This is a genomic window from Bradyrhizobium sp. R2.2-H (genome assembly GCF_004346455.1).
Classification (GTDB): Bacteria; Pseudomonadota; Alphaproteobacteria; order Rhizobiales; family Xanthobacteraceae; genus Bradyrhizobium; species Bradyrhizobium diversitatis.
Genome location: NZ_SMBR01000022.1, coordinates 23,995 through 49,100 on the forward strand (window position 1 = coordinate 23,995; position 25,106 = coordinate 49,100).

Below are 25,106 nucleotides of genomic sequence, written 5' to 3' on the forward strand. Positions count from 1 at the left end.
TTTGACTCGTCGGGCAAAACACCGGCATACTGGCATCATCGAAGTTCGTCATACCCGCGCGGAGCAATCCGGCGCGGGTTTTTTCATGCTGGAGCGCCGGCAGACCCGATGGCCGAAACTGCGCTCTCGCGCGCGTCGATCCAGCAAGCATGCGAACCCGACCCGTGTCCCGTCGCTTTCCCGGGACCACACCGCCATCGTGAGGCGCCGATGCGGATGCGCCCCCAGACGTCCAAACAAGCACCCCCCTGAATCCCGTCGGCTTTCCCACCGCGCGCGTCCAAGCCCGCTGTGATTGGCCCGCAATTTGCTCATGCAAGTATGACGATCGACTCAAGTCGTCATACTAATGTATGACCACTTACACGAAACATCACACCGCCTGCCGGAGACCGTCGCGCGGCCGTCGATGTGAAAGCGGGGGATAAGTTGCGTAAGATTTCTTGGCGCCTGGTTCTGGCCGGCATCGCGTTGTCAGGGGCTTCGGCCGAAGAGCGAGTTCACGCCCAGACGGCACCGGCGGCATCTGCGGCCGGTCCCTTGCCGCCGGTCATGGTCGCGGCGCCCGAGGCGCCACCCAGGCGCATGCGGCGCGCAGAGCCTTCGGCAAGGACAAACGCCGCGCGTCGGGCGCAGCGATCGCCTGTCACGCAGACTTCATCGCAGCAGCAATCGAGCGCGGCCCTCTCCGCTGGTGCGACGCCGGGACGGGGTGACGTATCAAGCGCGGTGACCGCGCTGCCGGCGGCGGTTACGGTGATGGACGCACCGGCCATCAGCCGGCTGGCGGTAGCAACCTATGGCGACCTGTTTCGCTCGCTCCCGGGCTTCAATGTGTCCAACTACGGCCAGGGCGGCATCGGCTACGGGCTTTCGCTGCGAGGCTATACCGAATCCGAGCACGGCCGCGACATCGCCTATTACATCGACGGAGTTCCGCTCAACGAGGTCTCCTCGCTGCACACGCCGAACTATGCCGACCTCAACGTGCTGTTTCCGGAAACGATCAAGAGCATCGAGATCGTGCGCGGGCCGTTTTCCGTCGAGTACGGCGACTCCAACATGGGCGGCTCGGTCAACATCACGACCAAGCAGGCCGAACCCTTTGCCAGCGTCGGCGTCTCCGGAGGCATGCAAGGCACGGCGCGGGGCGTCGCGACCTACAGCACGACCCAGGGCGCGTGGCTGCCCTACCTGGCATTCGAAGGGTATCACACCGACGGCTATCGCGATAACAGCTTCATCAATCGCTACAACTCGTTCAACAAGGTCACGACGACGCTTCCCGACGGCGCCACCGTGTCGTTCCGTGCACAGGCCTACGGCACCGAATACGGCTCGCCCGGCTATTCCAGTCGCGACGCCATCGCCGCCGGAACGATCTCCGAACGCTCGGCGACCAATCCGACCGACGGCGGCAACAAGCAACTGGAAAACCTCGTCACGAACTACAGCTCCGGCGCACTGGACCAGGAGCTGAAAGGCACCCTGTTCGTCAGCCACCAGTTCTCGAACCGGTTCTCGGATTTCGGCGGCGGCCAGCGCGTGCAGCACGACGACCGCACGATGGTTGGCGGCCGCGTCAGCAAGGTCTGGAGCGGGGCCATCGGCGACGACATTCCCGTGCAGGTCCTGCTCGGCAGCAACTGGCGCACCGACTTCATCGAGGCGTTCCAGGCGCCGACCATCGCCCGCGCGGTGTCCGGCCCGGCCGCAGTCAATGTCGGATTGACCGAGACGAACATCGCCGGCTTCGGTCAGGTCCAGGTCAAGCCGCTGCCATGGCTCAAGTTCACGGCCGGCGGCCGTTACGACCAGTTCTACTACGACATCAACGACCGCATCACGCCCGGCGGCACGCCGAACATTTCGAACGGCATCGCAAGCCCAAAGGCCGGCGTCGCCATCACGCCATTCAAATGGCTGGAGCTGTTCGCCAATTACGGCGAGGGTTTCCGCAGCATCGACGTGCCCGCGGAGCTGATCGGCAATCCCGGCATTCAGCCATTCAGGATCGTCAGCCGCGAGGGTGGCGTCCAGTTCACATTCGATCGCTTCAGGCTGCTCGCGAGCTATTGGACGACGGACTCTGCCAACGAAGCGTTTCAGGCGGCGCCCGGTCTGCCCGTGACGTTCCTGGGGAAGGCCCAGCGCAACGGATACGACGTCGATGCCCGCTGGTTCGTGATCAAGGATCCCGTCAACAATGTCTCGCTCTTCGCCAACTATGGCGGCGTCTCGGCCCGCCTCATCGACGCGGCGCCCTCCTACTTCGTCCCGAACGTGCCGAGCTACGTGGCCAATGTCGGCGTCGACTTCAACGTCGCGACGGTCAACGCGCAAGTCCTGTCCGGTTCGGCTTATGTGACCTTCGTCGGCAGGAAGAACCTGACGCAGGACGGCCTCATCACGACCTCACCCTACTCCCGCGTAACCGGCAAGCTCGCCTATTCCTGGCCCGAGGGGTGGACCGCGTTCACGCAGGCGACCTGGTATCCCGGTGATCGCCTCAGCGAAATCGCCATCAATTTCGGCGATCCCGTCGGCGCAAAAACCTCCGACATCTTCGTCAGCGCGCAGCCGACAATCGCCGTGCTTGCGGGCGTTTCTTATCGTTTCCCGACCGTGATGGCCGAGACAACTCCAAAGCTGGTGACCAAATGAACCGTACCTTCCCTCGTCTCGCCCACACGCTGCTCGCGACCGGATTCGTTCTCGGGTCGATAGCCTCCGCTTCGGCGCATGATGTCTGGCTCACGTTCTCGGGGCCGGCCACCGCACGCCGCGCCATCGTCAACTACGGTCATCCGGACGACCGGCCACCGGCTTTCGCGGACAAGGTCGTGGACCTCTTCATGGTGACACCGAAAGGCCGCAGCTCGCTGCTCGACGGACTTGCGGGCGCATCGGACAATGGCGTCCAGGTCGCACGAACAAGACCGTTCGACGATGCCGGGCATACGCTGCTGGCGGCGCGTTACGACAACGGCTTCTGGGTCAAGACGACAGAGGGCCTCTATCGCAACGCCACCAGGCGCCTGGTGCCAGACGCCGCCGAGAGCTTCTGGTCCGGAAAGTTTGCAAAGGCGATTACGGGGGCTGACGCGCCGTGGCAGGAGGTGCTCGGACACGATCTCGAGCTTGTGCCGCTCACCGACCCGGCCAAGGCGAGGCCAGGTGAGACGCTCAAGGTCAAGGTGCTGTTCCGCGGCAAGCCTCTCGCTGAAGCGGAGGTCGAACGTGGCGACGGCAAGACGGTCGTTGCGGAGAAGGACATCCCAAAATTTAGGACGGACGCCGAAGGCGTGGCGACTGTTCCCATCGCCAAGCCGGGTCCCCATCTGCTGGTGATTGATCATCGCGCGGCGCCGTCAGTCACGCCGGATCAGGCGACGGCCGACCTCTACAATGCCACGCTGTGGTTCAACGTGGCAGCCAAGCCGCGTTAGCCCGCTCCCTTTTTCGCTCTCGCGCGAAACCGGCCGCGCACATTCTCCGGAACCGATCTCGCATCAGCGCACGATGTCAGCAGCTGTCAGGCGACAGTAGGACGCAACTCCAAATCGCTTACGCTATTGAAGCCGCTCATTTCGATGGCTATCGATTCAAGAAATCGTCTCGATCGGAGGAACGCATGAGCACCATCACCGGCGGCTGTCACTGCGGCGCAATCCGTTATGAGGTCGAGGGTGACGCGATCGTGCACGCGCTGTGCCACTGCCGCGACTGCCGACTTCACGCCGGCGCCCCGGTCGTCGGCTGGACGATGTATCCGGACAATGCCGTCAAGGTGACCAAGGGCGAGCCGAAAGTGTACCGCTCCTCGGAACATGGCCGGCGGCACTTTTGCGGCGACTGCGGCACCGGCCTGTTCTATGTCAATGCCGGCATGCTGCCCGGGGTCATCGATATCCAGAGCGCGACCTATGACGATCCCGAGGCCGTGCCGGCGACGATGCAGATCCAGGTCGCCGAACGTCTTCGCTGGATGGAGCGTGCGCACGAACTGCCGGCGTTCGACCGCTATCCTCCACAGCCGTAGCGGCAGAGGATGAGACCGGCACTTTTGGCGTCATCCAGGGATTGGCAACGCTCGGCTCGTGCGCCAGCTCATCTGGCCAGGACTGCCGCCGCTGCCGCAGCCATCAGCCCTGCGGAGCGCCGCAGCATCAACGGGGGCTCGCCTGGCCTTCGTACATGAACGTCATTGGCTTCAGCCCGTTCATATAGCCGGTGCGCATCTCGTCGATGTGAAAGCCGTTCCGGGTCAAGACGTCGGCGATGTCCCGGTTGAGATGGCAACCGCCCGAGATGCGCATCCATGCGGGGGTCAGGCGATCCTGCCACCAGCGCACGTTCGGTTCGGGCGCGCGGCCATGCTCGACGAAGACCAGCTTCCCTCCCGGTTTCAGCACGCGCCGCGCCTCCGTCATCGCGCGATCGACGTCCGGAATGCTGCACATGGTCCAGGTCGTCAGGACCGTGTCGATGCTGCGGTCCTCGATCGGCATAGCCTCGGCCGACGCTTCAATGAGATCGACTGGAGTTTTCGGATGTGGCGCGTGCCGCGCCATTTCGAGAAGCCTTGGAGCGGGCTCGAGACCCACAAGCTGCGTCACCGCAGCTCCGTAGAACGGCAGGTTGCGGCCGGACCCGACGCCGATCTCGAGGACCCGGCCCTGAGCCGCGCGGGTTACGCGTTGCCGGTAAGGCGCAAGTTCCTTGTTGCCCATCGCAAGGTCGCAAAGCCGTGGCAGAATGACGTCGTTGTAGAAGCCCATGCGCGCATCTCCTGGCATCGCCGCACCCAATATTAGAGCGATGGCGACCAGCGCGGTGATCAATTCCATCGCCCCCAAACGTTGCCGCCACGATGTCGTGCATCATGGTTCAGGTTCCAGCAGCCGAATTCTCGGACTGATCGGCTTTGACGTTTCGGTCGGTTGTCCCCTGACTCACGTCGTCCGATCCGCACGAAGCAGCAGCAGCGCGACGAAGGCGGACACCGAGGCCAGCGCGCTGATCCAGAGTGCGCTGCTACCGAAATGCTCCACCATCAGTCCCAGCGCAAGCGGCGCGAAGGCGCCTGTTGCCCTCGACGGCAGCGAGATCATGCCGACACGCCTGCCGAATCCCGCCGGCCCGAACAACGCCAATGGCAGCGTACCACGGGCAATGGTGATGATGCCGTTGCCCGCGCCATACAGCACCGTGAAGGCCGGCGCGAGCCAGGGGCCGCCCGCGACCAGTGCAAGCACGCCGACCGGATTCATGAGCATGGCAAGCCTTGCCGACAGCAGCGGATGAAACCGACTGAGCCATCCTGCCTCCAGAAGGCGGGCCCCGACTTGCGCAGGTCCGACCAATGCTCCTGCGAACAACGCCTGTGCCGGCGTGGCGCCGAACGCAACCAGCATGGTCGGCAGGATGGCCGAGACTCCCGAGCTGACGAAGCTTGCCGCCGCAAAGATGTACGCCAGCAGCATCATCGCGAAGCTTTCGCTCTGGCCGCCGGAGTGTTGGCTCGCACCCGTGCCCGGTCGGGAGTCCTGGTGCAATGGAGCGGCACGGGGCAGCGAAAGATTGAGCGGCAACGCAACGCAGATATGGATCACCGCCCATACCTGGCAGGCCGTGCGCCAGCCGTACTCCGAAGCGAGCCACGTCGTGAGAGGCCAGCCGAGGGTGGAGGCGAAACCGGCAATCAGGGTGATGCCGGTGATCGTTGCTCGCGCATTGGTGCCGTAGATGCGCGCAAGCGTCGCGAACGCTGCTTCATAGAGGCCCATGCCCATACCGATCCCGAGCAGGATCCAGGCCGTGATCAGCAGCGCTACACCATGGGACACGGAGAGCAGGAGCAAGCCTGACGCGAAAACGAGATTCGAGATCGCAAGCAGGCCGCGCCCTCCGAACGTGTCGATGGCATGCCCGACTCTCGGGCCGAGCAGGCCGGAGATGACGAGCGCTCCCGACAGCGCGCCGAACAGGTAGGTCGGCGCGAGACCGAGATCGTGCGCAATCGGCGCAGCCAGGATCGCAGGGAGATAGTAGCTCGACGCCCAGGCAATGGTCTGGGCGCTGCCGAGCGCGACGACGACAGCGAGCGGTCTCGCAGTGCCTCGGCTCATGAGCAGCCGCATCCTGCTCTGCCTGCCTTCATGGCGGATTCGTCGGCCACACAGCAGGCTGAGGGTTCGGCCTTGGCCGGACCGCCGCAGCATCCCGCTGCGCCGGCGGACTCGACGCCGCCACGTGTGCAGACACCGGTCTCGGGCAGCACGAGCTCGACCCGTGCCGCAGCCTCCTTGTCGCCCGCGATCTCGGCGACGATCGAACGGACCTGCTCGTATCCGGTGGTCATCAGGAAGGTCGGCGCCCGGCCGTAGGATTTCATGCCGGCCAGATAGAAGCCGGGCTCGTCATGCGCCAGTTCGCGAGCGCCGTGAGGCCGCACCGTTCCGCAGCTGTGCTCGTTGGGATCGATCAGCGGCGCAAGTGCGACGGGCGCCTCGATCGCCGGGTCGAGCCGAAGCCGCAGCTCGGACAGGAACGAGAGATCGGGACGGAAGCCGGTCGACACCACCAGCTCATCCGCAACCACGCTGCGCGCACCGCAGCAGGCACCTGCCGAAATCCTGAGACGTCCTTCGACCTCCGAGAGATGGGTGACACCGAACTCGGTCTCGACCTTGATCTTTCCGTCAGCCACGAGCGCGGCGAAAGTGGATCCCAGCTCGCCGCGCGCGGCAAGCTTGTCGTTGCTGCCGCCGCCGAAGGCCTTTGCAGGATCGCCGCCGCGCAACAGCCAGACGGGCTGCGTGCCGGGCACCTCCTCGGCGAGCCGCGCGAGATCGATCAGCGTGCCCAGCGCGGAATGGCCGGCACCGAGCACGGCCACGGTCTTGCCGGCATATTTGTCGCGCGCAGCACCTCGCACATCCGGCATGCCATAGGCGATGCGATCGCTGCGCTCGCGTTCGCCGATCGCAGGCAGACCGTTGCTGCCGGCCGGATTGGGCGAGAACCACGTGCCTGACACGTCGATGACGGCGTCGGCGCGAAGCACCTCGGGGCCCTTGCCGTTCTGATAACGGAGTTCGAAGGGCGCCTGCTCGCGGCCCCTGGTCTTCGCCTTGTCGAAGCCGACGCGGCTGATCGCCGTGACGCAGCTCGACGTCCGGATCGTCTCGCGCAGCTTCGTTCGCGTTGCGAGCGGCGCGAGGTAGCGCTCGATCAGCTCGCCGCCGGTCGGATAGGATTGAGGATCGGGCGAATTCCAGCCCGTCGGCGCGAGCAGGCGCGCCGCCGCCTTGTCGACATTGAATTCCCACGGCGAGAAGAGCTGGACGTGCTGCCACTGCCGCACCGCATGCGCTGCCTCGGGTCCGGCTTCGAGCACGACGGGCGACATGTCGCGTTCGAGCACATGCGCGGCGGCGGCGAGACCGACCGGCCCCGCCCCGATGATGGCGACAGTCTTGTTCATTCCGACTTCTCCTGTAGTTCTAGAATTATGGAATAAACTGCCAAATGAATCAGGCTGCCGTCTGAGCGTCCTTGCATCCGGCTTCGTCCGCACAGCACTCCGCGACCAGATAGTCGACCAGGCCCCGCATGGCGTCGAAGTTGGCGTGGCAGATCAGGGTCGTCGATTCCCTGACCTGACTGACCAGTCCGACCGCGACCAGGGTCTTGATGTGGTGCGACAGCGTTGACGCCGGGATCTTCAGCTTGTCCTGCAAGCGGCCAACCGGCATGCCCGCGTGCCCGGCCCGGACCAATGCGCGGTAGATCTGAAGCCGGGTCCGATTGCCCAGGGCCTCCAAACGCGCGGCTGCGTCATCGATCTTCATGAGGCCAGGATGCACCCGTGCCACATCATCTGTCAAACGCTATTTCTAGAATATTCGAAATATTGCTCACGAGGTCGCGGATTTCAGGTTGACGCCGCCCGAACAATTCCATAAATCTGGATATATGGAAACAGAAGAAGCCGTCCTGGCGCTCGCCGCGCTGTCTCAACCGACCCGTCTGGAGGCGTTCCGGGCGCTGGTTAGACACGAGCCCGGCGGTCTTGCGGCCGGCGATCTCGCACGTCTGCTGGAAGTCCCCCAGAACACGCTCTCGGCGCATCTGTCGATTCTGAGCCGCGCGCGCCTCGTGATGTCCGAGCGACACAGCCGTTCGATCGTCTACCGCGCCAACCTCGGTGAATTTCGCGACGTCGCCGTCTTCCTGCTGCGCGATTGCTGCGGCGGACGACCGGAGGTTTGCGAGCCTGTCGTCGAGACTCTGCAATCGTGCTGCGCTCCCAAGCGAAGGAAGAAGGTCCATGCCTGACCGCGTCTACAATGTGCTGTTCCTCTGTACGGGCAATTCGGCCCGTTCCGTGCTCGCGGAATCGATCCTTCGCAAGGACGGTGCCGGGCGTTTCCGGTCCTTCTCCGCGGGGAGCACGCCGAAAGGCGCCGTGCATCCGCTGGCGCTGCGCACGCTGCAGAGCATGGACTACCCGACCGACGGGATGCGCTCGAAGAGCTGGCTGGAGTTCGCCGCGCCCGATGCGCCGGTAATGGATTTCGTCTTCACCGTCTGCGACAATGCCGCCGGTGAATCCTGTCCGGTCTGGCCGGGTCAACCGACGACTGCGCATTGGGGCATCGAAGATCCTGCGGCCGTCGAAGGCACCGAGATTGAAAGACTTGCGGCCTTCTCGACGGCCTTCCGCTACCTGAAGAACCGCATCGGCGCGTTCGTGAACCTGCCCCTCAGCGGCATCGACCGGCTTTCGCTGGGGACCAAGCTGCGGGAAATCGGCCGCTCCGAGGGGGCAACCTCCGGCAAGAGCGACGTGGCGTGACCATGAGCATCTTCGAACGATACCTCACCTTGTGGGTCGCGCTGTGCATCGTGGTCGGCGTCGCATTGGGGCACGTCATGCCCGGCTTCTTCGGCGCGGTTGCAGCCGCCGAGGTCGCCAAGGTCAACCTGCCGGTCGCGATACTGATCTGGCTCATGATCGTGCCGATGTTGTTGAAGATCGACTTCGGCTCACTGGGCCAGGTCCGCGAGCATTGGCGCGGCGTCGGCGTCACTCTCTTCATTAATTGGGCCGTGAAGCCGTTCTCGATGGCGCTGCTGGGCTCCTTTTTCATCGGTCACGTCTTCGCACCGTGGCTGCCGTCCGACCAGATCCCGTCCTACATCGCCGGCTTGATCCTGCTTGCGGCTGCCCCCTGCACTGCGATGGTGTTCGTGTGGTCCAATTTGTGCGAAGGGGAGCCCCACTACACTCTGAGCCAGGTCGCACTCAACGACGTGATCATGGTTTTCCTGTTCGCGCCGCTCGTGGGGTTGCTGCTCGGAGTGGCCTCGATCAGCGTCCCCTGGGACACGCTGCTTCTGTCCGTCCTGCTTTACATCGTTGTTCCCGTGATCGTCGCTCAGCTGTGGCGCAAGATGCTGCTGCGAGGCGGCGACGCCAGCTTCAACCGCGTCATGCGGATGCTGCAGCCTCTCTCGCTTGTCGCGCTCCTCGCGACATTGGTGCTGCTCTTCGGCTTCCAGGGAGAGCAGATCGTCAGGCAGCCCGGCGTCATCGCGATCCTTGCCGTCCCGATCCTGGTGCAAGTCTATTTCAATGCGGGCCTGGCCTATTGGCTGAGCCGGCGGTTCGGCGTGGCCTGGTGCGTCGCGGCTCCGGCTGCCCTCATCGGCGCGAGCAACTTCTTCGAGCTGGCGGTCGCCGCCGCGATCAGCCTGTTCGGCCTGGACTCCGGCGCGGCGCTGGCGACCGTGGTCGGCGTCCTCGTCGAGGTCCCGGTGATGCTGTCCGTCGTCCGCATCGTCAAGGCCACGCGGGGCTGGTACGAAGCGGGGACCGGCAAAGTCCCGACGGCTGCCGAGGCCCGCCAATGAGCTCATCATTTGCCGGCGGCGGTGCGGCAGCGATGGATGCCGGTCTGCCAGTCACGGAGACACGTCGATGAGCGTCACGATCTATCACAACCCGGCTTGCGGCACCTCGCGAAACACCTTGGCGATGATCCGGCAGAGCGGTGTCGAGCCTGTCGTCATCGAATATCTGAAGACGCCGCCGTCGCGCGAGAGGCTGGTCGAGCTCATCAAGGCCATGGGGATCTCCGCTCACGCGCTGCTGCGGGAGAAAGGTACGCCCTTTCGCGACCTCGGCCTCGATGACCCCAAATGGTCCGACGACGAGCTGATCGACCATATGCTCGCCCATCCCATCCTGATCAACCGTCCGATCGTGGTGACGCCAAAGGGCGCGCGATTGTGCCGGCCGTCGGAAGCCGTGATCGATCTCCTGGACAATCCCGTCGGCCGCTTCGTGAAAGAAGACGGCGAGGTGGTCGAAGCGCGATAGGCTTGCGGCGCCTCCTCGCGCCGGCTGATTGCCCGGCGCGCAGAGGCTCGCGCGACCTCTCGCGAAGATCAGCTTTTCGTGCTGACGCGGTCAGCCCTTCGAGACGACCGCCCGGCCGTAGGGCGGCTGTGCCGCGACCGGGGGATTGGCGGTCTGCGCGGCGAGCTCGCCGATCAGGCGGTCGGCATCGGCGGCCATGCCGTCGGGAGCCTGGATCACCAGGCGTTCCAGAGCCCAGCGGTAGGACGAGATGCGCTGCTCCAGGCACTGCTGCACCCACTGGATGATCAGCGAGTTCTCCTGCATGCGCGCGACCGCATCGTCCCTCTCCCTTGGCGAGAGCGCGGAGACACGCGCCATGCTGGCATCGCGCTTCCTGTCGAGATCGATGACACGGATCGCGCTGCCGAAGAACGGCTCGAACCGCGTGATGTCGTTGCGAACGTCCTCGATCAGCTGCGCATAGCGCGAGGAATGCGAGCGGTGCGGCTCGTCGATCAGCGTGCGTCCGTACATGGTGCGGTCGAACACGACCTTCTGCCGCCAGGGCGAGGGCAGCGCCTTGTAGTCGCCGAACACGCTCTTCCAGGCCGGCCGCGACAGCGGCGGCTCGATCATGGGATAGGCGAGATCGCGAAGCTGGCGCTCCTCGTCGGTGAGCTGGAATTGCGAGGGCTGCAGGCCGACGCTGGAGGTGACCTCCGCGCCCAGCCAGCGGTGCATGTCGTCGCTGCGCATGTCGGCGCGGGTGCGGCCGAAATCGCCGCCGCTGCAGGCGCACAGCCCCGCGCCAAGCACGACGAGCAGGACGGCCGAGAGGACGGGCCGGATCTGGCGAATGGATTCCGGCATTGCGTGAAGCCGGATGTCAGCGGCGGCGACGACGGCGCCCCGGCGCTGCGCCCTGCTCCGGCCCGCGATCGCCGCTGGTTTCGTCCGCCTCACGCTCGATCCGGATCACGGGAAGGATCACGACCGTTCCCATGTCCGCGCGTGGAGCGACATCCCCCGACGAGCCCACCCGGCGACCGGCCGGAAATTCGATGATGGTCCCCATGTCAGCTCTCTCAATTGCCGTGCGACAGAACGCGCCTCTGCAACGTGGCGATCATTAAGATCAGTTCATGGTTAACGGGATGTAAACGCGCGCCCTTGGACCGTAACCGCACGGGCGCGCCGCGCCGTCCCGTTGCGGTACGACAATGCCCTGAATTGCAGGGCCGGCTTCACGCCTCATTTTCCTTAACGAGGCTTTAAAAGAACCTGCGCTAGGTTCGCTCGCAAGTATCTTTTCCGAGTTGCGTACGCCTCCATGACCAAGTCGCTGTTTCCCGGATTCGACGGGCTGATGAACCTGTCCCGTCGCGAAGGTGTCGACGTCCGTCCGACGCTGCTGCGCGTGCTGACCGACCTGTATGTCCAGACCGGCACCCACAGCGAGGACGAGCAGCGGCAGTTCGTCGAGCTCGCCACGCGGCTGATCGACCAGGTCGACGATGCGACGCGCGCGGCCGTCAAGGCGCGGCTCGCGGTCTATCCGCACACGCCCGTCCCGGTCCTGCAGAAGCTCGGGCTGGTCGCGGCACAGGAAGGCCGCAGGGTTCCATTACCTCCCTCTCCGGCGCGCGCGCCCGCCGAGCCCGAGCAGCGCATGGCCGCCGACATGGCGATGCAGCCGAAGGAGGCGGCCGAGATCCACGACATGTTCTTCCGCGCCGGTGCCTCCGAGCGCGCGATGATCCTGCACAATCTGGCACAGACCCCGCTTAAGGCCGCCCCCCGCATCCCGACCGTGCGCGCCAAGCGCGCGATCCAGATCCTGGAAATGGCGGCGATCGCGGGCGACGTCGAGAACTTCGCCTTCGAGCTCGGCGACAGCCTGATCCTGCCCTCGCGCGTCGCAGCCCAGATCGTCGACGATACCAGCGGCGAGGCGCTCGCGGTCGCCGCGCGCGCACTCGACATGCCGAGCCCCGTCTTCCAGCGCATCCTGCTGTTCTTCAAGCCGGAGATCGGGACGTCGGTGAACGCCGTATACCGGCTGTCGCGGCTCTACGACCGCCTCGCCGACCGCTCGGCGCTGGTGATGCTGGCGGCCTGGCGCGGCTCGACGCTCGCCGTCACGCGCGCAAAGTACCAGGCAGCACTGCATGACGGCGAACGCCAGCGCGCGCGTAGCGGCGCGGGCCAGACGCGGCCGGGCGCGCAGCCCGGCTCCAGCCCGACGGTGCGGAAGGGCACCGGTTCGTCGGATCGCTGACAGCTCGCGCTCAGGCGCTGACCGTATGTGTGAGGCGCATGACGTCTCCCAAGCTCGTCATTGCCAATGCAGCAAGCGACACGTTTCCCCTTGTGCCCCGGACGCAGCGCAGCACCTCTTCGGCGGTGCGCTGCAGAGCCGGGGCCCATTTTGCCACTTCGATTCATGCTGCTTTCTAGGTCCCGGCTCTGCACGGCAACGCTGACGCGTTGCCGCTTGTCCGGGACACGGCCGCAGTTACATCTTCGCCAATTCCAGAAAATGCCGTCCGGCCCGGTCTTCGGTCTCGACGATCCAGGCGTCGGAATCGAAGCGGATCTCCTTGGTCAGCCGCTCCTCGATCGTGTGCTCCGGCAGAGGCTGCGGTGAGACGGGCACGAAGAAGCGATCGATGGGCCGGCCGTCGTCGTAAGAAGTCTGCGGCGCCGGCGCGTACAGCATCGCATTGCCGTCGAGCAGCGACACCTTGACGAACACCGCGCCAGCCTCCTCGGCGCCGCGGCGTCGTACGGCGCCGAACACGCCCTCGGCCTGGCAGCGGCGCAAGTAAGCCGCCACCCAAATGTTGGATTTCAAACGCATGAACTCGACGATAGGCCAGCGCGAGGTCTCACGCCAGCCTCACTTCGTCCATCTCACGCCTTGCGCGTGCTCTCCTGGCCGCCGCGAATCTGGGTCGCGACGAAATATGACAGCGGCATCGCCAGCGCGAATCCCACGGCCACGGCGTAGGGAATGTTCTTGATGGCATCCGCCGCAAGGCTCGGCACCATCAGCACCACGATCAGACTGATTCCAGCCAACGTGGTTCCCAACATGATCCAGATCAGAATCGAAACCTTGAACATGACGACCTCTCTCTTCCCTGATGAGGATGAGCGATCATGTTCCCCGAATCCGCCGGCTGTCATTGATCCCCAGCAAATCCCGCGCCCGCGGACGCCGAGCTGATGTGCGGACGCGCGCTATGCGGAATTGATCGGCGTCAATGACAGGCGGTACGGCTACTCGACGGGATGGCCGATCGCGGCGCCGAGCTCGCGCAGCAGCCGATCGGACACCTGCCCGGTGACGGGCATCTTGTGCTCGCGCTCGAACTTCTGGATCGCGGACTGGGTCTCGCCGCCCATCGTGCCCGTGATCTTCAGATTGCCGTAGCCATATTCGGACAGCGCGCGCTGCACGCCGGCGATACGCCGCGCGGCCGGGCTTTGCGCCGGAATCGGCGCCGGCGGACGCAGGGCCGCGGGCGGCGCCGAGGTCGTCGCCTTGACCAGGTTCGTCATCGGATCGTTCGCGCGCGTCGAGGCCGTCGCCTCGACGGGCTTTTCGGGCGCCTTCTCGACGGCACGCTCGGCCGGTTTGGGCTCGACGCGGAACTCCGTCGCACGCGGCTCGAGCGGCGAGCTATCGGCGCCGACGGGGCGCGGACGCGGCAACGGGTTCGCCAGCGGCACGGACGACGGCGCGGGAAGATTGATCACTGTGCCGAACATCGGCGCGGGATGCCGGCCGGTCTGGAGGAACAGCGCGTTGGCAACGATCGCACTGATCGCGGCGGCGGCGACGAGGCCGGCCAGCGTATCCTTGGGGCTGTGCAGCAGCACGCGCAGCACGAGGTTGCGTTCGGTCTCGACATCGACGACCGCGGCTTTGGCGCCACGACGGCGCGGCGCGGTGTCGTCCTTTGCAGACTTCTTAGGCACTTTTCTTCACCAGAGCGGGTTGGTCGTGAGTTTGGTCGTGAAGGTCCTGACCTTGAAGGTCCTGGCGCAGCCCCGGCGTCAAGGTCGCGATCTTGCTCTCGCTCGCCTTCTCATTGGCCGGCTTGACCTGTGGCGGCGTGTAGACGAGCGGCAGCTTGACGGTGACGGCGGTGCCCTCTCCCAACCTGCTTTGTACCGTCAATTCGCCGAGATGCAACGCCACGAGACTCTTGACGATCGAAAGTCCAAGACCGGTGCCCTCGTGACGGCGCTGATAGGTCCTGCCGGCCTGGAAGAACGGCGCGCCGATGCGCTTGAGGTCGTCGGGCGCGATGCCGACGCCGGTGTCGCTGACTCGCAGCGTCAGCTGCGAACCCGATACCGCGGCTGATACGCAGACCTGGCCGCCGCGCTCGGTGAACTTGATCGCATTGGCGACGAGGTTGAGCACGATCTGCTTGAAGGCCCTGGGATCGCCCGTCATGACGGGCAGGTCCTGCGGCGCGTCGGTGATCAGGTCGATATCGTTCTCACGCGCCTTCAGCGCCAGCAGATTGCAGCAATGGAGCAGCGAGGCGCGCGGTGCGAACGGCTCGGACGCAATCTCGAAATTGCCCGATTCCATCTTCGACATGTCCAGGATGCCGTTGACGACCGACAGCAGATGCTGGCCGGAATCGTTGATGAGCTGGGCGTATTCCTTGCGCTGCGCCGCCCCCAGCATCAGGCTCTGCTCCTGCGCGATCATCTCGGAGAAGCCGATGATGGCATTGAGCGGCGTGCGCAGCTCATGGCTCATGGTGGCGAGGAAGCGGGTCTTGGCGGCATCGGCCGTCTCGGCGGCGCTGCGCGCCTGATCCAGCGCCTGCTCGAAAAGCTTGCGGTCGGTGACGTCGCGCATAACCGCGACGACTTCGGCTTCGCGGGTTGTGTCACGATCGGTATCCTGGCGGCCGAGATCCAGGTCGAGTGGGCGGCAGCGCATCTCGACCCAGATGAAATCGACCTCACCGCGCTCGGAACCAACCGGCTCCCGCCGCAGCCGGAACTCGACGCTTGCGACGTCGCCGCGCGCCGCATCCGACAGAGCGGTGAGATAGGCCGGCCGATCGGCGACATGGACGCGGTCGAACAGGCCGTGGCCGAGCAGTTGCGCCACCTGCACGCCGAGCATGGCCTCCACGGCCGGCGAGATGAACTGCACGGCCCCGTTGCGCTGATGCCGCGAAATCACGTCGCTCATGTTGCGCGCGAGCAGGCGGTAACGCTCCTCCTCGCGCGACAAGAGCGCGACACTGGTGCGCGCGAGCGATTCCGCGCCGAAGGCGAGCCCCGCGGCATAGAGAGTCGCAGACGCAATGCCGAAGGCCATCAGCACGCCGCGCTCGGCCGCGCTCGGCTCCTCCACCGGCAGCCAGCCGAGCTGACTGATCAGGATCAGCATTCCGGCGCAGGACAGCGCGAGCAGCGAGGCAAAGGCCGCGACGCGGCGCGAGGCCGACAGCGCAGCTTCGAGTGGAACCACGATCAGCCAGACCGCGGCGAATGATTGGATGCCGCCCGTCGTGAGCGCGACCGCCATGATCAGGCCGGCGAGCGCCAGCGACGACAGCACATGCGCGCCTTCGTAGCGTCCGGTGCGCGACAGGAACCAGGCCAGCATGATGGGCGCGATCAGCCAGGCAAAGGCCGCGACCTCGACCGCGCTCGGCGCACCGCGCATGGCGAGATAAACCGGGAATGCGGCAAAGGCGGCCAGGCTGCCGAGCAGCCGCGGCGCCATGAAGGCACGATGGCGCGCTCGCATCAGCGCATCGTAGCGCGCGGAGGGATGCAGCAGCGCATCGAGACAATCGCGGATGATACTCAAAACTGTCACGGGTCTCGCGCTTCGGCTCAATCGTCTCTTGGAAGACGCGCCGGAACGCCTCCTTGTCGTTGAGCCACCGTGTCAGAGCGACCTTAAACGAGTGCTAAGGCGACGCCGCGTGCGGCCGGACACCGCGCGATCGCGAAGCTTTTTAGACGATTTGGCGACGTCTTCGGTTCGGATGGTGAACACAGGGTTTCACCTTCCTCCGCATGGTTTCGAATTGGTGGATGCGGGCGGCCGACGGAATCACGATCGCGGGCGTCAATCGAAAATTTACGACACCTTCGGCTTCGAAGAATCCTGCGCAAATTTTCCGCGAATTAAGCTCAAGGCAATCACTTGCGATTTATCGAGAGTTGCTAGGTCCGGCTTCCGCGGAGATCGCCGCGGGCGGAATCTAACGGACAGGTCGCAAGATGCGCTTTCTGCTTCGCATCACATTCTGGCTCGGGCTGGTGCTGGTGCTCCTGCCGCGGGACAAGACGCCCGAATCGGAGAAGCTGCCGCAGATCGGCGCCGCCGACGCGGTGCAGGCTGCGACTGCGGCCGTCTCCGACATGACCCATTTCTGCAAACGCCAGCCGGCCGCCTGCGAGGTCGGCGGACAGGCCGCGACCATCATCGGCCAGCGGGCCCAGGACGGCGCCAAGAAACTCTACCAGATCATCAACGACAAGAAAGAGCAGATCACCAACGACAAGAACGAGAAGACCGACAAGACCGACAAGAAGGCGCCCGACCATACCGGCTCGATCGCCATGGCCGGCGAAGGCGACAGTGTCGCAAGCGAGGCGCCGGGCGATACCCTGACCCAGGACGACCTTGCGCTCGAATGGCGCGGACCAGGGCCAGCGAATTAGCGGCCAAACCCTATCGATTTCACGGCTTCGCGACCCTATATTGGCCTGAACGCGAACACGGGCCAGCATGACGACGATCGACGAAATCAGGGACAATTTCGAGCTTCTGGACGAGTGGGACGACCGCTACCGGTATGTCATCGAGCTCGGCCGCACCCTGGAACCGATGCCGGAGGCGGAACACTCCGCCGCCAACAAGGTACAGGGCTGCGTCAGCCAGGTCTGGCTCCAGAAGCTGGTCGACCGCAGCAATGGCGAGCCGATCCTGAGATATCGCGGCGACAGCGACGCGCATATCGTGCGCGGGCTGGTCGCAATCGTGCTTGCGCTCTATTCGGGCCGCACGCCGCAGCAGATCCTCGCTACCGATGCGATCGCCGTGTTCAACGAGTTCGGCTTTCGCGATCATCTGACGCCGCAGCGCTCCAACGGCCTGCGCTCGATGGTCGAGCGCATCAAGACCGACGCGAAAGAGGCGCTCGCGGAAGCGTCGTAGGAAATCACTTCCGCTTTCGCTGCTGCTGTCCGAGGCCCATCTGCTTGGCCAGCTGCGAGCGCGCCACCGCATAGTTCGGGGCGACCATGGGATAGTCGGCCGGCAAGCCCCACTTCTCGCGGTATTGTTCGGGCGTCATATTATACTGCGTGCGCAAATGGCGCTTCAGCGACTTGAAGCGCTTGCCGTCTTCCAGACAGACTAGATAATCGGGCGCGATCGACTTCTTCAGCGACACGGCCGGCTTGGCGGGCTCGAGCGGCGCCGCCTCGGTGCGGCCCGACGACACCCGCACCAGGGCGCCATGCACCTGGCTGATCAGGTTCGGAATCTCAGCCGCCGGCGTCGGATTGTTGCTGAGATAGGCCGACACGATGCTTGCCGTCAGCTCGATGAAATTCCTGGCCCCCGCGTCCGACATCGGCCGCCCTCCCTCCACCTTGCGTCTCACGGGATTGACGACGCCAGAGTATTCCATGTCAACAATACGTTCGGCTCAAATAAGACAACGGACGATGATGTGCTGATTACTGGTGAACGGCGCTGCTTCACTATGCGCGGCAGCCTCAACCGCGCTGGTCGAGATGGGCGCGGAGCTCGTCGATCGAGGCAAAGCGCATCATGCCTTCCGGCATCTGCGCCTCGATCGAGCCGTCGGAATAGAGCGAATAGGCCATGCCGTCGACGACGCCGGATTTGAGCACGGTCACGGGTGCCGGCTCGACGGGCGGCGGCGGTTCGGGTGCAGGCGGTGGGGCGGCCTCCGCAAAGGTCGAGGGGGAACGCGGCGGCGCACGGCGCGGGGGAGGAGCCGGCGGCTCCTGCGGGCGCATACGATCCGGCCTCGGCCAGGCCGCATCAAAGCTCGCGGGCGGATGGTCCGGCGCCTCACCGGGCTCCTCCGCAGGTGGCTGCGACGCCGCGCCTTCGGTGGCCTTCTCCGCGCGCTCGCGCTCCTTGCGCGAGGTCGAGGTGAACAACAGGTTGCGCCGACGCGGCGCTTCCGCGGCGGGTGGCGGCGCAGGAGCTTCGGCCTCCTGCAGCCCCTCGACCCGCGGACGCTCGCGCGCGGCAGCTTCGCTCTGCCACGGCCGCGGGCCTGTGGACGGTGGCGGCGGCGCCGCCGGCTCGGGCGTGACCGTGCCTGACACGGCGAGGCCCGGCAGCACGGGCCTGACCCGAACATCGGACGGCGCGATCGCGGCGGCCAGCCGGCGAGCGATGCCCTTGAGCTCGAGCAGCACGAGATACAGGCCGACCAGTAACATTCCGGAGCAGACGCCGATGACGCCGGAGATTATGAGAGTTCCGCCGAGGCTGAATTCTCTGATCGTCAAGCCGAAAATGACCGCAAGGAGACCCGCCAGGACGGCGCAAATCCCCACGATCAACAATGCCAAGCTCATCGAACTCACCCCCGGCCGCGCATCCACACGCGACAACCGCTACGCCACGATACCGTCATACGATGTTCCACGCCAACGGCCAATTGTAGGCGGTGTTCCTAAAGGAAAGGAAATCAGGGACTTATTCACATTCCCTTCAGCTCCGGCTCGGTACTGCTCGGGGTCATCCGAAGAACGGGAATTGCTGCGTCGCATCAGGATATTAGCTATAATGCCCAATTACTTGGTAATGGAACTGCGCTATAGGGAGTCCGGGGAGCAGGCCCGTGCGCACCGGCAGGGCCAAGAGGGGATCCCGGGGCACCGACCGCTATGACATCCATCACGACTTCGGTGATCGACACGCCCCTCCGGCGCTCGGTCGAGCGGACTTGCGACGATCTCGCCATGCTGGTGCTGGCTGCGGTCGCCGTCATCGCAGGCTTGACCTTCCGCGACTACGGGCTCGGCTGGGACGACTACACCCACGCCGAATACGCCGACCTGCTGCTGCGCATGTTCGGTTCCGGCTTCAAGGACACCGCGGCGCTCTCCTTCGCCAATCTCTACATGTATGGCGGCGGCTTCGACATGGTCGCGGCCCTCCTGCACAAGGTCATCCCGCTCGAATTGTTCGAGACGCGCCGCCTGGTCGGCGCCATCGTCGGCGTGATCGGCCTTGCGGTGACGTGGCGGCTCGGCCGCCGCATCGGCGGGCCTCTTGCGGGTCTTGCCTCGCTCCTGCTGCTCGCGCTCTGCCCGATCTTCTACGGCCACATGTTCATGAACCCGAAGGATGCGCCCTTCGCGGTAGCCATGATCATCCTGATGCTCGGCCTCGTCCGTCTCGCCGAGGAATATCCGCGGCCGTCGCCGCGCACGGTCCTCATCGTCGGCCTGGGTGCCGGTCTTTCGCTCGGCTGCCGCATTCTCGGCGGGCTCGCACTCGTCTACGCCGTGTTCGGCTTCATACCGCTGCTGCTGGAGGAACTGCGCACCGAGGGTTTGCGCGAGTCGGTCCGCCGCTTTGCCCATGTCGTCTATGTGCTGCTGCCCGGCCTCGTGCTCGGCTATCTCGTGATGGGCCTGATCTGGCCGTGGTCGATCATGGAGCCAGGCAATCCCTTCGAGGCTCTGACCTACTTCTCGCATTTCTTCGAGAAGCCCTGGAAGGAGATGTTCGACGGCGCGATCGTGTCGGTGCCCGACATGCCCTGGTCCTATCTGCCGACGCTGTTCGCGCTGCAGCTGCCGGAGGTGATGCTGGTGCTGACGGCCGGCGCCGTGTTCAGCACCTTCGCCATGCTGCCGCGACGCGGGGTGCCGGCGCGCCGCAAGACCATCCTCTTGATGCTGACGCTGGCTGCGACCCTGCCGCTCGCGATCGCGATGGTGAAGCGCCCGGCGTTGTACAACGGCATCCGTCATTTCGTCTTCGTGATCCCGCCGATGGCGGTGCTCGGCGGCGTCGCGTTCGCCTGGGCCATGGAGCGCCTGCGCGCCAATCACCGCACCTGGCAGCCGGTCGTGCTCGCCACCTTCTGCTTCGGCCTCGCGCTGTCGCTCGCCGAGATGATCCGGCTTCACCCCTACCAATACACGCATTTCAACCACATCGCCGGGACCGTTCGCGGCGCCGACGACCGCTTCATGCTGGACTATTGGGGCCTCGCCCTGAAGCAGGCCTCCGACGAATTGCGCGAGCAGCTCGTCGAGCGCCAGGAAGTGCCGCCCAGCAACCGCAAATGGAAGGTCGCGGTGTGCGGTCCGCAACGCCCGGCCCAGGTCGCGCTCGGCCCCGACTTCACGATCGGCTGGGATTCCAACGCGGCCGATTTCGCCATGACGCTCGGCGAGTTCTACTGCAAGGGTCTCACCGCGCCCGTCATGGTCGAGATCAAGCGCGACGACGTGGTGTTCGCCCGCGTCTACGACATCCGCGGCCGCGGCATCTCCAGCCTGCTGTCGATCCCGGCGCCGTAAATTCCTTCCCCGGTCTCCGGGCTGCACAAGAAAAACGCAGTCGCGGCCTGGATGAGCGCCACATATCCGGGACCTTCGGGGCAGCCGCGCCTATCCCTTGCGCTCATGCGAGCTACGCTGAACTGCCGCGCTTTTGGCCGTCTTGCTGCCAGCCCGCAGCAAGACTAGGTTTTCGCCCCGCACAACGATGTTTCGGAGAGACCAGCCATGTCGCCAGCGGAAGCGCGCCTCAGGGAAGTGCCGTCGAACATGACGGAGGCAGAGTGGCAGCAACGGGTCAATCTCGCCGCCTGCTATCGCCTCGTCGCGCTGTACGGCTGGGACGATCTGGTCGACACCCATATCTCGGCGCGCGTACCCGGTCCCGACCATCACTTCCTCATCAACCCCTACGGACTGATGTTCGAGGAAATCACGGCCTCGAGCCTCGTCAAGGTCGACCTGCACGGCAACCAGCTCTCCGAGAGCGAATACAGCATCAACCCGGCCGGCTTCACCATCCATTCGGCGATCCACGAGGTGCGCGAGGACGCGATCTGCGTGCTGCATCTCCACACGCTCGACGGCACTGCGGTGTCGAGCAGCGCCGAAGGCCTGTTGCCGCTGAACCAGACTGCCCAGCTCGTCACCCACGACCTCGCCTATCACGACTATGAAGGCATCGCGCTCGACCACGACGAGCGGCCGCGGCTGCAGAAGGATCTCGGCGACCACAACCACATGCTCCTGCGCAACCACGGCACGCTCACGGTCGGCCGCTCGGTCGCCTCCGCCTTCGAGCGCATGTATCATCTCGAGCGCGCCTGCTCGATGCAGGTGCGCACGCGCGCGCTGGGCACGCCGATCTATCCGGTCGACGATATCGCGATCGACAAGAACACCGAGCTGCTGTCGAATCGCGACCGCGCCGAGTTGCGCGCCACCAACCTGGTGTGGCCGCCCTTGCTGCGCAAGCTCGACCGCGTCAATCCCGGCTACAGGTCTTGAGATATTTTGGATCTGGTGTAGAGTAGCGCCCAACGAACCTCTACGCCTTTTGGAATGAAACGCCGCCCAATCCCGGGCGGCGTTTTTGTTTCAGGGCTTCGTTGGGTGGATTGGCGAAGCGTAATCCACCATGTTTCAGCGAACGCGGAACGAAGTTGGTGGATTACGCCTTCGGCTATCCACCCTACCGCACCCAGCCTATTTCACCTCCGCCAGCGCGGCGAGGATCCTTGCCCAGGAGCGGATGCCTTTCTGGAAGCTCCGCAGGTCGTATTTCTCGTTCGGCGAGTGGATGTTGTCGTCGTCGAGGCCAAAGCCCACCAGCAGCGAGTCGAGGCCCAACGTGCGCTTGAAGTCGGCGACGATTGGAATCGAGGCGCCCGAGCCCATCAGCACGGTCTCCTTGCCCCACTCCTCGGCCAGCGCCTTGCTGGCGGCGGCGAGCGGCTTCATGGTCCAGTCGAGCGCGACCGCAGGCGCGGCGGAATGGTCGCCGAACTCGACCTTGCAGTCGCCGGGAATGCGCGCCGATACGTAATCGCGGAAGGCCTTGCGGATTCTCGCGGGATCCTGGCCCTGCACGAGGCGGAACGACACCTTGGCCGAAGCATGTGACGGGATCACGGTCTTGGAGCCTTCGCCGATATAGCCGCCCCAGATGCCGTTGACGTCGCAGGTCGGACGCGTCGAGGCCTGCTCGACCAGGAGCCTGCCCTTCTCGCCAGCCGGGAGCGACAGTCCGACCGGCTTGAGGAAGGTCTCTGGCGTGAAATCGAGCTTCTTCCACTGCTCCAGGATGTCTGGCGGCGTCTCCTTCACACCATCATAGAAGCCGGGGATGGTGATGCGGTTGTCGTCGTCGAACAGGCCGCCCAGTATTTTCGTGAGCAGGCGGATCGGGTTCATCGCGGTGCCGCCGAACACGCCGGAATGCAAATCGCGGTTGGCGGCGGTGATCTTCAGCTCTTCATACAGCAGCCCGCGCAGCGAGGTCGTGATCGCGGGCGTGTTGGGGTCCCACATGCCGGTGTCGCAGACCAGCACGTAGTCCGCCTTGAACTCGTGCTTGTTGGCCTCGATGAAGGGCACGAAATTCTTCGAGCCGACCTCCTCCTCGCCTTCGATCAGGAAGGTGACGTCGACCGGCAGCGAGCCCGTCACCTTCTTCCAGGCGCGGCAGGCCTCGACGAAGGTCATTACCTGCCCCTTGTCGTCCTCGGCACCGCGCGCGACGATGATCTTGCGGCCGTCGGCATGATCCGCGACAACGGGCTCGAACGGCGGACGATGCCAGAGATCGAGCGGATCGACCGGCTGCACGTCGTAATGGCCGTAGAACAGCACGTGCGGCCGCCCGCCCGCTCCGGTCCTGCCGACGACGGCGGGATGGCCCGCGGTCGGCCTCACCTCGGTCGCGACACCGAAGCTGGCGATGTCCTTGGCGAGATGCTCGGCCGCAGCCCTGCAATCATCCGCGAAGACCGGATCGGCCGAGATCGACTTGATCCGCAACAACGAGAACAGGCGCTCCAGGCTGTTGTCGAAATCCTTGTCGATATGGTCGAGCACGGATTGAAGCTGCGTGTTGGACATTGTGGTGTTCCTGATTGCGGGGGCTCAAGGTGCCTCCGCTTTTAACGCCGGCGCGGCCTCGGGGCCAGCCGCAACCGGCGGATGCCGGATGTGCCAGGCGAGGCACCCTGCGAGGACGGCCGTCGCAGCCAGGTTGTTGCCACAGGCCTGGATGACCTTGGGAAACCACGGCAGCGACAGCAGCATGAGGATGCCGGCGGCACCCATGGCGAGCCAGGTTCCCAGGCGCACATGCGCCCGCGCGTCGAAGGCGGCGCGATGCATCAGCACCGTCATCGGGAAGAACAGCCACATGAAGTAGTATTGCCGCGCCAGCGGCGAGGCCACCGTCATCAGGCAAAACAGGATGCCGAGCTCCTCGGCGTCCGAGCGCTCCGTCCGCTGCGCCTCCCGCGGCATGATCGCGACGAAGCCGAGCCCGAGCAGCGCCGACAGCGCCAGTACGATCCAGTTCGCTGTCCTGTAGTCGACCTCGACCACATTCATCGTACGCGGCGGTTTGCTGGGATCGTCCTGATTGTAGTTGATCGGCCGCACCAGGCGATGCGTGACGGCAATGAGGGACTGGTTGACCCACGACCAGTTCTGCTCATCACGCTGGCCAAAGCCCTTTTCCGAACTCGTCCCGACCATGCCCTGATACCAGACCGCAAGCTCGGCCGCATTGCGCTCGAAACCGCGGATCGGCGCCGGCACGACATAGAGCAGGATGCCGGTGAAGGCGATCGTGCTGCCGAGGGCGGCCCACTTCCGCCGCCAGAGCAGATACGGCAGCACAGCGATCGGAAACACCTTGATTGCGGCGGCGAGCGCGAACAGGAAGCCGGCGAGCCACGACCGCTGATGCCGCAGGCTCCAGAAGCCATAGAGCATCATCGCGAGCAGGACGAGATTCGGCTGGCCGAGATCGAACATGTCGAACACGAAGGCCACGGTGACCAGCACCGGCAGCGCTTCCAGCCAGCGGCCAGGCTTGCGGTGCGAGCCGGCCATGACTTGGGAGAGCGTCCCGGTGTACCACCACGCCAGAGCATTCAAGATCGACAGGACGACATAGAGCGGGATTTTGCCGAACCAGCTCGGAATCGCCAGCAGGATCGCGGGGAGTGGTGGATAGATGAAGTCGAAATAGTCGCGGGCCGTGGCAGGATAGAGCGGCCCATCCTGCAAGACCTGCTGTCCGGCCCAGTACCAGAGCACGTAATCCTTGGTCTTGCCGTGGCCGAATATCTCGGGGACGAGCACGTCAGCCGTCAGGAGGACGCAGCAGAACAGAAAAAGCAGATCCAGCGGCGCACGCGGCGACAGACGTCTCGGCGCATCAGGCTTGGCTAAGGGGGCGGGCGGGGTCACGAGGCGGGGATCCGGTGCGGCGACGAAACAGGACGTAGCAGACCCGCGGGGGCTTGGAGAGCCCCCTCACCTGAATGTGTGCGACGTTCGGCCCCTGGATCGAGGGACAGGTCGATGAGCTCGGCGGACGAATTGCCTTCCTGTCGGGCGGCCTGCCTAAAGCGCGATGCGATTAGGATGAATCGTCATCGCGCTTTAGGTTATTGTTTGAGCATGATCT

27 protein-coding genes are annotated in these 25,106 nt (G+C 65.1%); 12 read left to right on the forward strand and 15 right to left on the reverse strand.

Annotated features, from left to right (window positions below; all coding sequences use genetic code 11):
* Window positions 1-500: 500 nt before the first annotated feature.
* Window positions 501-776, reverse strand: a complete 276-nt coding sequence (locus tag EDE08_RS38765) for a hypothetical protein (RefSeq protein ID WP_165936372.1) — start codon at window positions 774-776, stop codon at window positions 501-503.
* On the opposite strand from EDE08_RS38765, the gene EDE08_RS35775 reads away from it, so the two are divergent.
* The 3 genes from EDE08_RS35775 to EDE08_RS35785 all read left to right on the forward strand — a co-directional run bounded on the left by EDE08_RS35775 (window position 760) and on the right by EDE08_RS35785 (window position 4,042).
* Complete coding sequence (locus EDE08_RS35775; RefSeq protein WP_165936373.1) at window positions 760-2,664, forward strand: TonB-dependent receptor; 1,905 nt, start codon at window positions 760-762, stop codon at window positions 2,662-2,664. The genes EDE08_RS38765 and EDE08_RS35775 overlap by 17 nt on opposite strands.
* Window positions 2,661-3,449, forward strand: coding sequence for a DUF4198 domain-containing protein (locus EDE08_RS35780; RefSeq protein WP_131874300.1), 789 nt, complete (start codon window positions 2,661-2,663; stop codon window positions 3,447-3,449). The genes EDE08_RS35775 and EDE08_RS35780 overlap by 4 nt, the downstream gene beginning before the upstream one ends.
* A 185-nt stretch (window positions 3,450-3,634) precedes the next feature.
* The gene (locus tag EDE08_RS35785; RefSeq protein WP_131874302.1) at window positions 3,635-4,042 is read left to right on the forward strand and encodes a GFA family protein; all 408 of its coding nucleotides are present in this window, start codon (window positions 3,635-3,637) and stop codon (window positions 4,040-4,042) included.
* Between the two features lie 127 nt (window positions 4,043-4,169).
* Here the strand turns inward: EDE08_RS35785 and EDE08_RS35790 are convergent, their stop codons facing one another.
* The 4 genes from EDE08_RS35790 to EDE08_RS35805 form a co-directional block, all read right to left on the reverse strand.
* On the reverse strand, window positions 4,170-4,781 hold the full coding sequence (locus EDE08_RS35790; protein WP_131874304.1) for a class I SAM-dependent methyltransferase: 612 nt from the start codon (window positions 4,779-4,781) through the stop codon (window positions 4,170-4,172).
* A gap of 174 nt (window positions 4,782-4,955) precedes the next feature.
* Window positions 4,956-6,143: an MFS transporter gene (locus EDE08_RS35795; RefSeq protein ID WP_131874306.1), complete on the reverse strand. Its 1,188-nt coding sequence runs from the start codon at window positions 6,141-6,143 to the stop codon at window positions 4,956-4,958.
* Window positions 6,128-7,489 (reverse strand): NAD(P)/FAD-dependent oxidoreductase, encoded by a 1,362-nt coding sequence (locus EDE08_RS35800; protein WP_131874308.1) that lies wholly within the window; start codon window positions 7,487-7,489, stop codon window positions 6,128-6,130. Before EDE08_RS35800 ends, EDE08_RS35795 begins: the two co-directional genes overlap by 16 nt.
* Before the next feature lie 49 nt (window positions 7,490-7,538).
* Complete coding sequence (locus EDE08_RS35805) at window positions 7,539-7,856, reverse strand: ArsR/SmtB family transcription factor (protein WP_061878003.1); 318 nt, start codon at window positions 7,854-7,856, stop codon at window positions 7,539-7,541.
* 124 nt (window positions 7,857-7,980) lie between these two features.
* Between EDE08_RS35805 and EDE08_RS35810 the strand changes: the two genes are divergently transcribed.
* The 4 genes from EDE08_RS35810 to arsC all read left to right on the forward strand — a co-directional run bounded on the left by EDE08_RS35810 (window position 7,981) and on the right by arsC (window position 10,390).
* Window positions 7,981-8,343: an ArsR/SmtB family transcription factor gene (locus tag EDE08_RS35810; protein WP_131874396.1), complete on the forward strand. Its 363-nt coding sequence runs from the start codon at window positions 7,981-7,983 to the stop codon at window positions 8,341-8,343.
* Window positions 8,336-8,863 carry an arsenate reductase ArsC gene (locus EDE08_RS35815; RefSeq protein ID WP_131874310.1) on the forward strand — a complete coding sequence of 176 codons (528 nt, stop codon included), beginning with the start codon at window positions 8,336-8,338 and terminating at the stop codon, window positions 8,861-8,863. Before EDE08_RS35810 ends, EDE08_RS35815 begins: the two co-directional genes overlap by 8 nt.
* A gap of 2 nt (window positions 8,864-8,865) precedes the next feature.
* A complete protein-coding gene (arsB, locus tag EDE08_RS35820) occupies window positions 8,866-9,921 on the forward strand; it encodes an ACR3 family arsenite efflux transporter (protein WP_131874312.1) in 1,056 nt (351 codons plus the stop codon).
* Between the two features lie 67 nt (window positions 9,922-9,988).
* Window positions 9,989-10,390, forward strand: a complete 402-nt coding sequence (gene arsC / locus EDE08_RS35825) for an arsenate reductase (glutaredoxin) (protein WP_131874314.1) — start codon at window positions 9,989-9,991, stop codon at window positions 10,388-10,390.
* A 90-nt stretch (window positions 10,391-10,480) separates the two neighbouring features.
* On the opposite strand, the gene EDE08_RS35830 is transcribed toward arsC, so the two are convergent.
* Together EDE08_RS35830 and EDE08_RS35835 are read right to left on the reverse strand one after the other, a co-directional pair.
* Entirely contained in the window at window positions 10,481-11,242 is a 762-nt protein-coding gene (locus EDE08_RS35830) for a hypothetical protein (RefSeq protein WP_131874315.1), read from the reverse strand.
* Between the two features lie 16 nt (window positions 11,243-11,258).
* Entirely contained in the window at window positions 11,259-11,447 is a 189-nt protein-coding gene (locus EDE08_RS35835; RefSeq protein WP_131874317.1) for a hypothetical protein, read from the reverse strand.
* 255 nt (window positions 11,448-11,702) lie between these two features.
* On the opposite strand from EDE08_RS35835, the gene EDE08_RS35840 reads away from it, so the two are divergent.
* Entirely contained in the window at window positions 11,703-12,650 is a 948-nt protein-coding gene (locus EDE08_RS35840) for a DUF2336 domain-containing protein (RefSeq protein WP_131874319.1), read from the forward strand.
* A gap of 237 nt (window positions 12,651-12,887) precedes the next feature.
* Here EDE08_RS35840 and EDE08_RS35845 read toward each other — a convergent pair whose 3' ends face one another.
* The 4 genes from EDE08_RS35845 to EDE08_RS35860 all read right to left on the reverse strand — a co-directional run bounded on the left by EDE08_RS35845 (window position 12,888) and on the right by EDE08_RS35860 (window position 16,235).
* Window positions 12,888-13,232, reverse strand: coding sequence for a DUF1491 family protein (locus tag EDE08_RS35845; RefSeq protein ID WP_131874321.1), 345 nt, complete (start codon window positions 13,230-13,232; stop codon window positions 12,888-12,890).
* A 53-nt stretch (window positions 13,233-13,285) separates the two neighbouring features.
* Window positions 13,286-13,498: a hypothetical protein gene (locus EDE08_RS35850; RefSeq protein ID WP_131874323.1), complete on the reverse strand. Its 213-nt coding sequence runs from the start codon at window positions 13,496-13,498 to the stop codon at window positions 13,286-13,288.
* A gap of 156 nt (window positions 13,499-13,654) precedes the next feature.
* Window positions 13,655-14,356, reverse strand: a complete 702-nt coding sequence (locus EDE08_RS35855; protein WP_131874325.1) for a peptidoglycan-binding domain-containing protein — start codon at window positions 14,354-14,356, stop codon at window positions 13,655-13,657.
* Complete coding sequence (locus EDE08_RS35860; protein ID WP_165936374.1) at window positions 14,349-16,235, reverse strand: PAS domain-containing sensor histidine kinase; 1,887 nt, start codon at window positions 16,233-16,235, stop codon at window positions 14,349-14,351. Before EDE08_RS35860 ends, EDE08_RS35855 begins: the two co-directional genes overlap by 8 nt.
* Window positions 16,236-16,645: 410 nt before the next feature.
* On the opposite strand from EDE08_RS35860, the gene EDE08_RS35865 reads away from it, so the two are divergent.
* Complete coding sequence (locus tag EDE08_RS35865) at window positions 16,646-17,089, forward strand: DUF5330 domain-containing protein (RefSeq protein ID WP_131874329.1); 444 nt, start codon at window positions 16,646-16,648, stop codon at window positions 17,087-17,089.
* Window positions 17,090-17,156: 67 nt separating this feature from the next.
* The gene (locus tag EDE08_RS35870; protein WP_131874331.1) at window positions 17,157-17,585 is read left to right on the forward strand and encodes a SufE family protein; all 429 of its coding nucleotides are present in this window, start codon (window positions 17,157-17,159) and stop codon (window positions 17,583-17,585) included.
* Window positions 17,586-17,589: 4 nt separating this feature from the next.
* Here EDE08_RS35870 and EDE08_RS35875 read toward each other — a convergent pair whose 3' ends face one another.
* Window positions 17,590-18,006, reverse strand: a complete 417-nt coding sequence (locus EDE08_RS35875; protein ID WP_131874332.1) for a Ros/MucR family transcriptional regulator — start codon at window positions 18,004-18,006, stop codon at window positions 17,590-17,592.
* Window positions 18,007-18,151: 145 nt separating this feature from the next.
* Window positions 18,152-18,991: a DUF308 domain-containing protein gene (locus tag EDE08_RS35880; protein ID WP_165936375.1), complete on the reverse strand. Its 840-nt coding sequence runs from the start codon at window positions 18,989-18,991 to the stop codon at window positions 18,152-18,154.
* 312 nt (window positions 18,992-19,303) lie between these two features.
* Here EDE08_RS35880 and EDE08_RS35885 point away from each other — a divergent pair, with 312 nt between their 5' ends.
* Entirely contained in the window at window positions 19,304-20,953 is a 1,650-nt protein-coding gene (locus tag EDE08_RS35885) for a glycosyltransferase family 39 protein (protein WP_131874336.1), read from the forward strand.
* Window positions 20,954-21,160: 207 nt separating this feature from the next.
* Window positions 21,161-21,940: a class II aldolase/adducin family protein gene (locus EDE08_RS35890; RefSeq protein ID WP_131874338.1), complete on the forward strand. Its 780-nt coding sequence runs from the start codon at window positions 21,161-21,163 to the stop codon at window positions 21,938-21,940.
* A 198-nt stretch (window positions 21,941-22,138) separates the two neighbouring features.
* On the opposite strand, the gene EDE08_RS35895 is transcribed toward EDE08_RS35890, so the two are convergent.
* Window positions 22,139-23,533, reverse strand: a complete 1,395-nt coding sequence (locus EDE08_RS35895) for a M20/M25/M40 family metallo-hydrolase (RefSeq protein WP_131874340.1) — start codon at window positions 23,531-23,533, stop codon at window positions 22,139-22,141.
* Between the two features lie 24 nt (window positions 23,534-23,557).
* A complete protein-coding gene (locus EDE08_RS35900; protein ID WP_131874342.1) occupies window positions 23,558-24,886 on the reverse strand; it encodes a glycosyltransferase family 87 protein in 1,329 nt (442 codons plus the stop codon).
* Window positions 24,887-25,106: the final 220 nt, after the last annotated feature.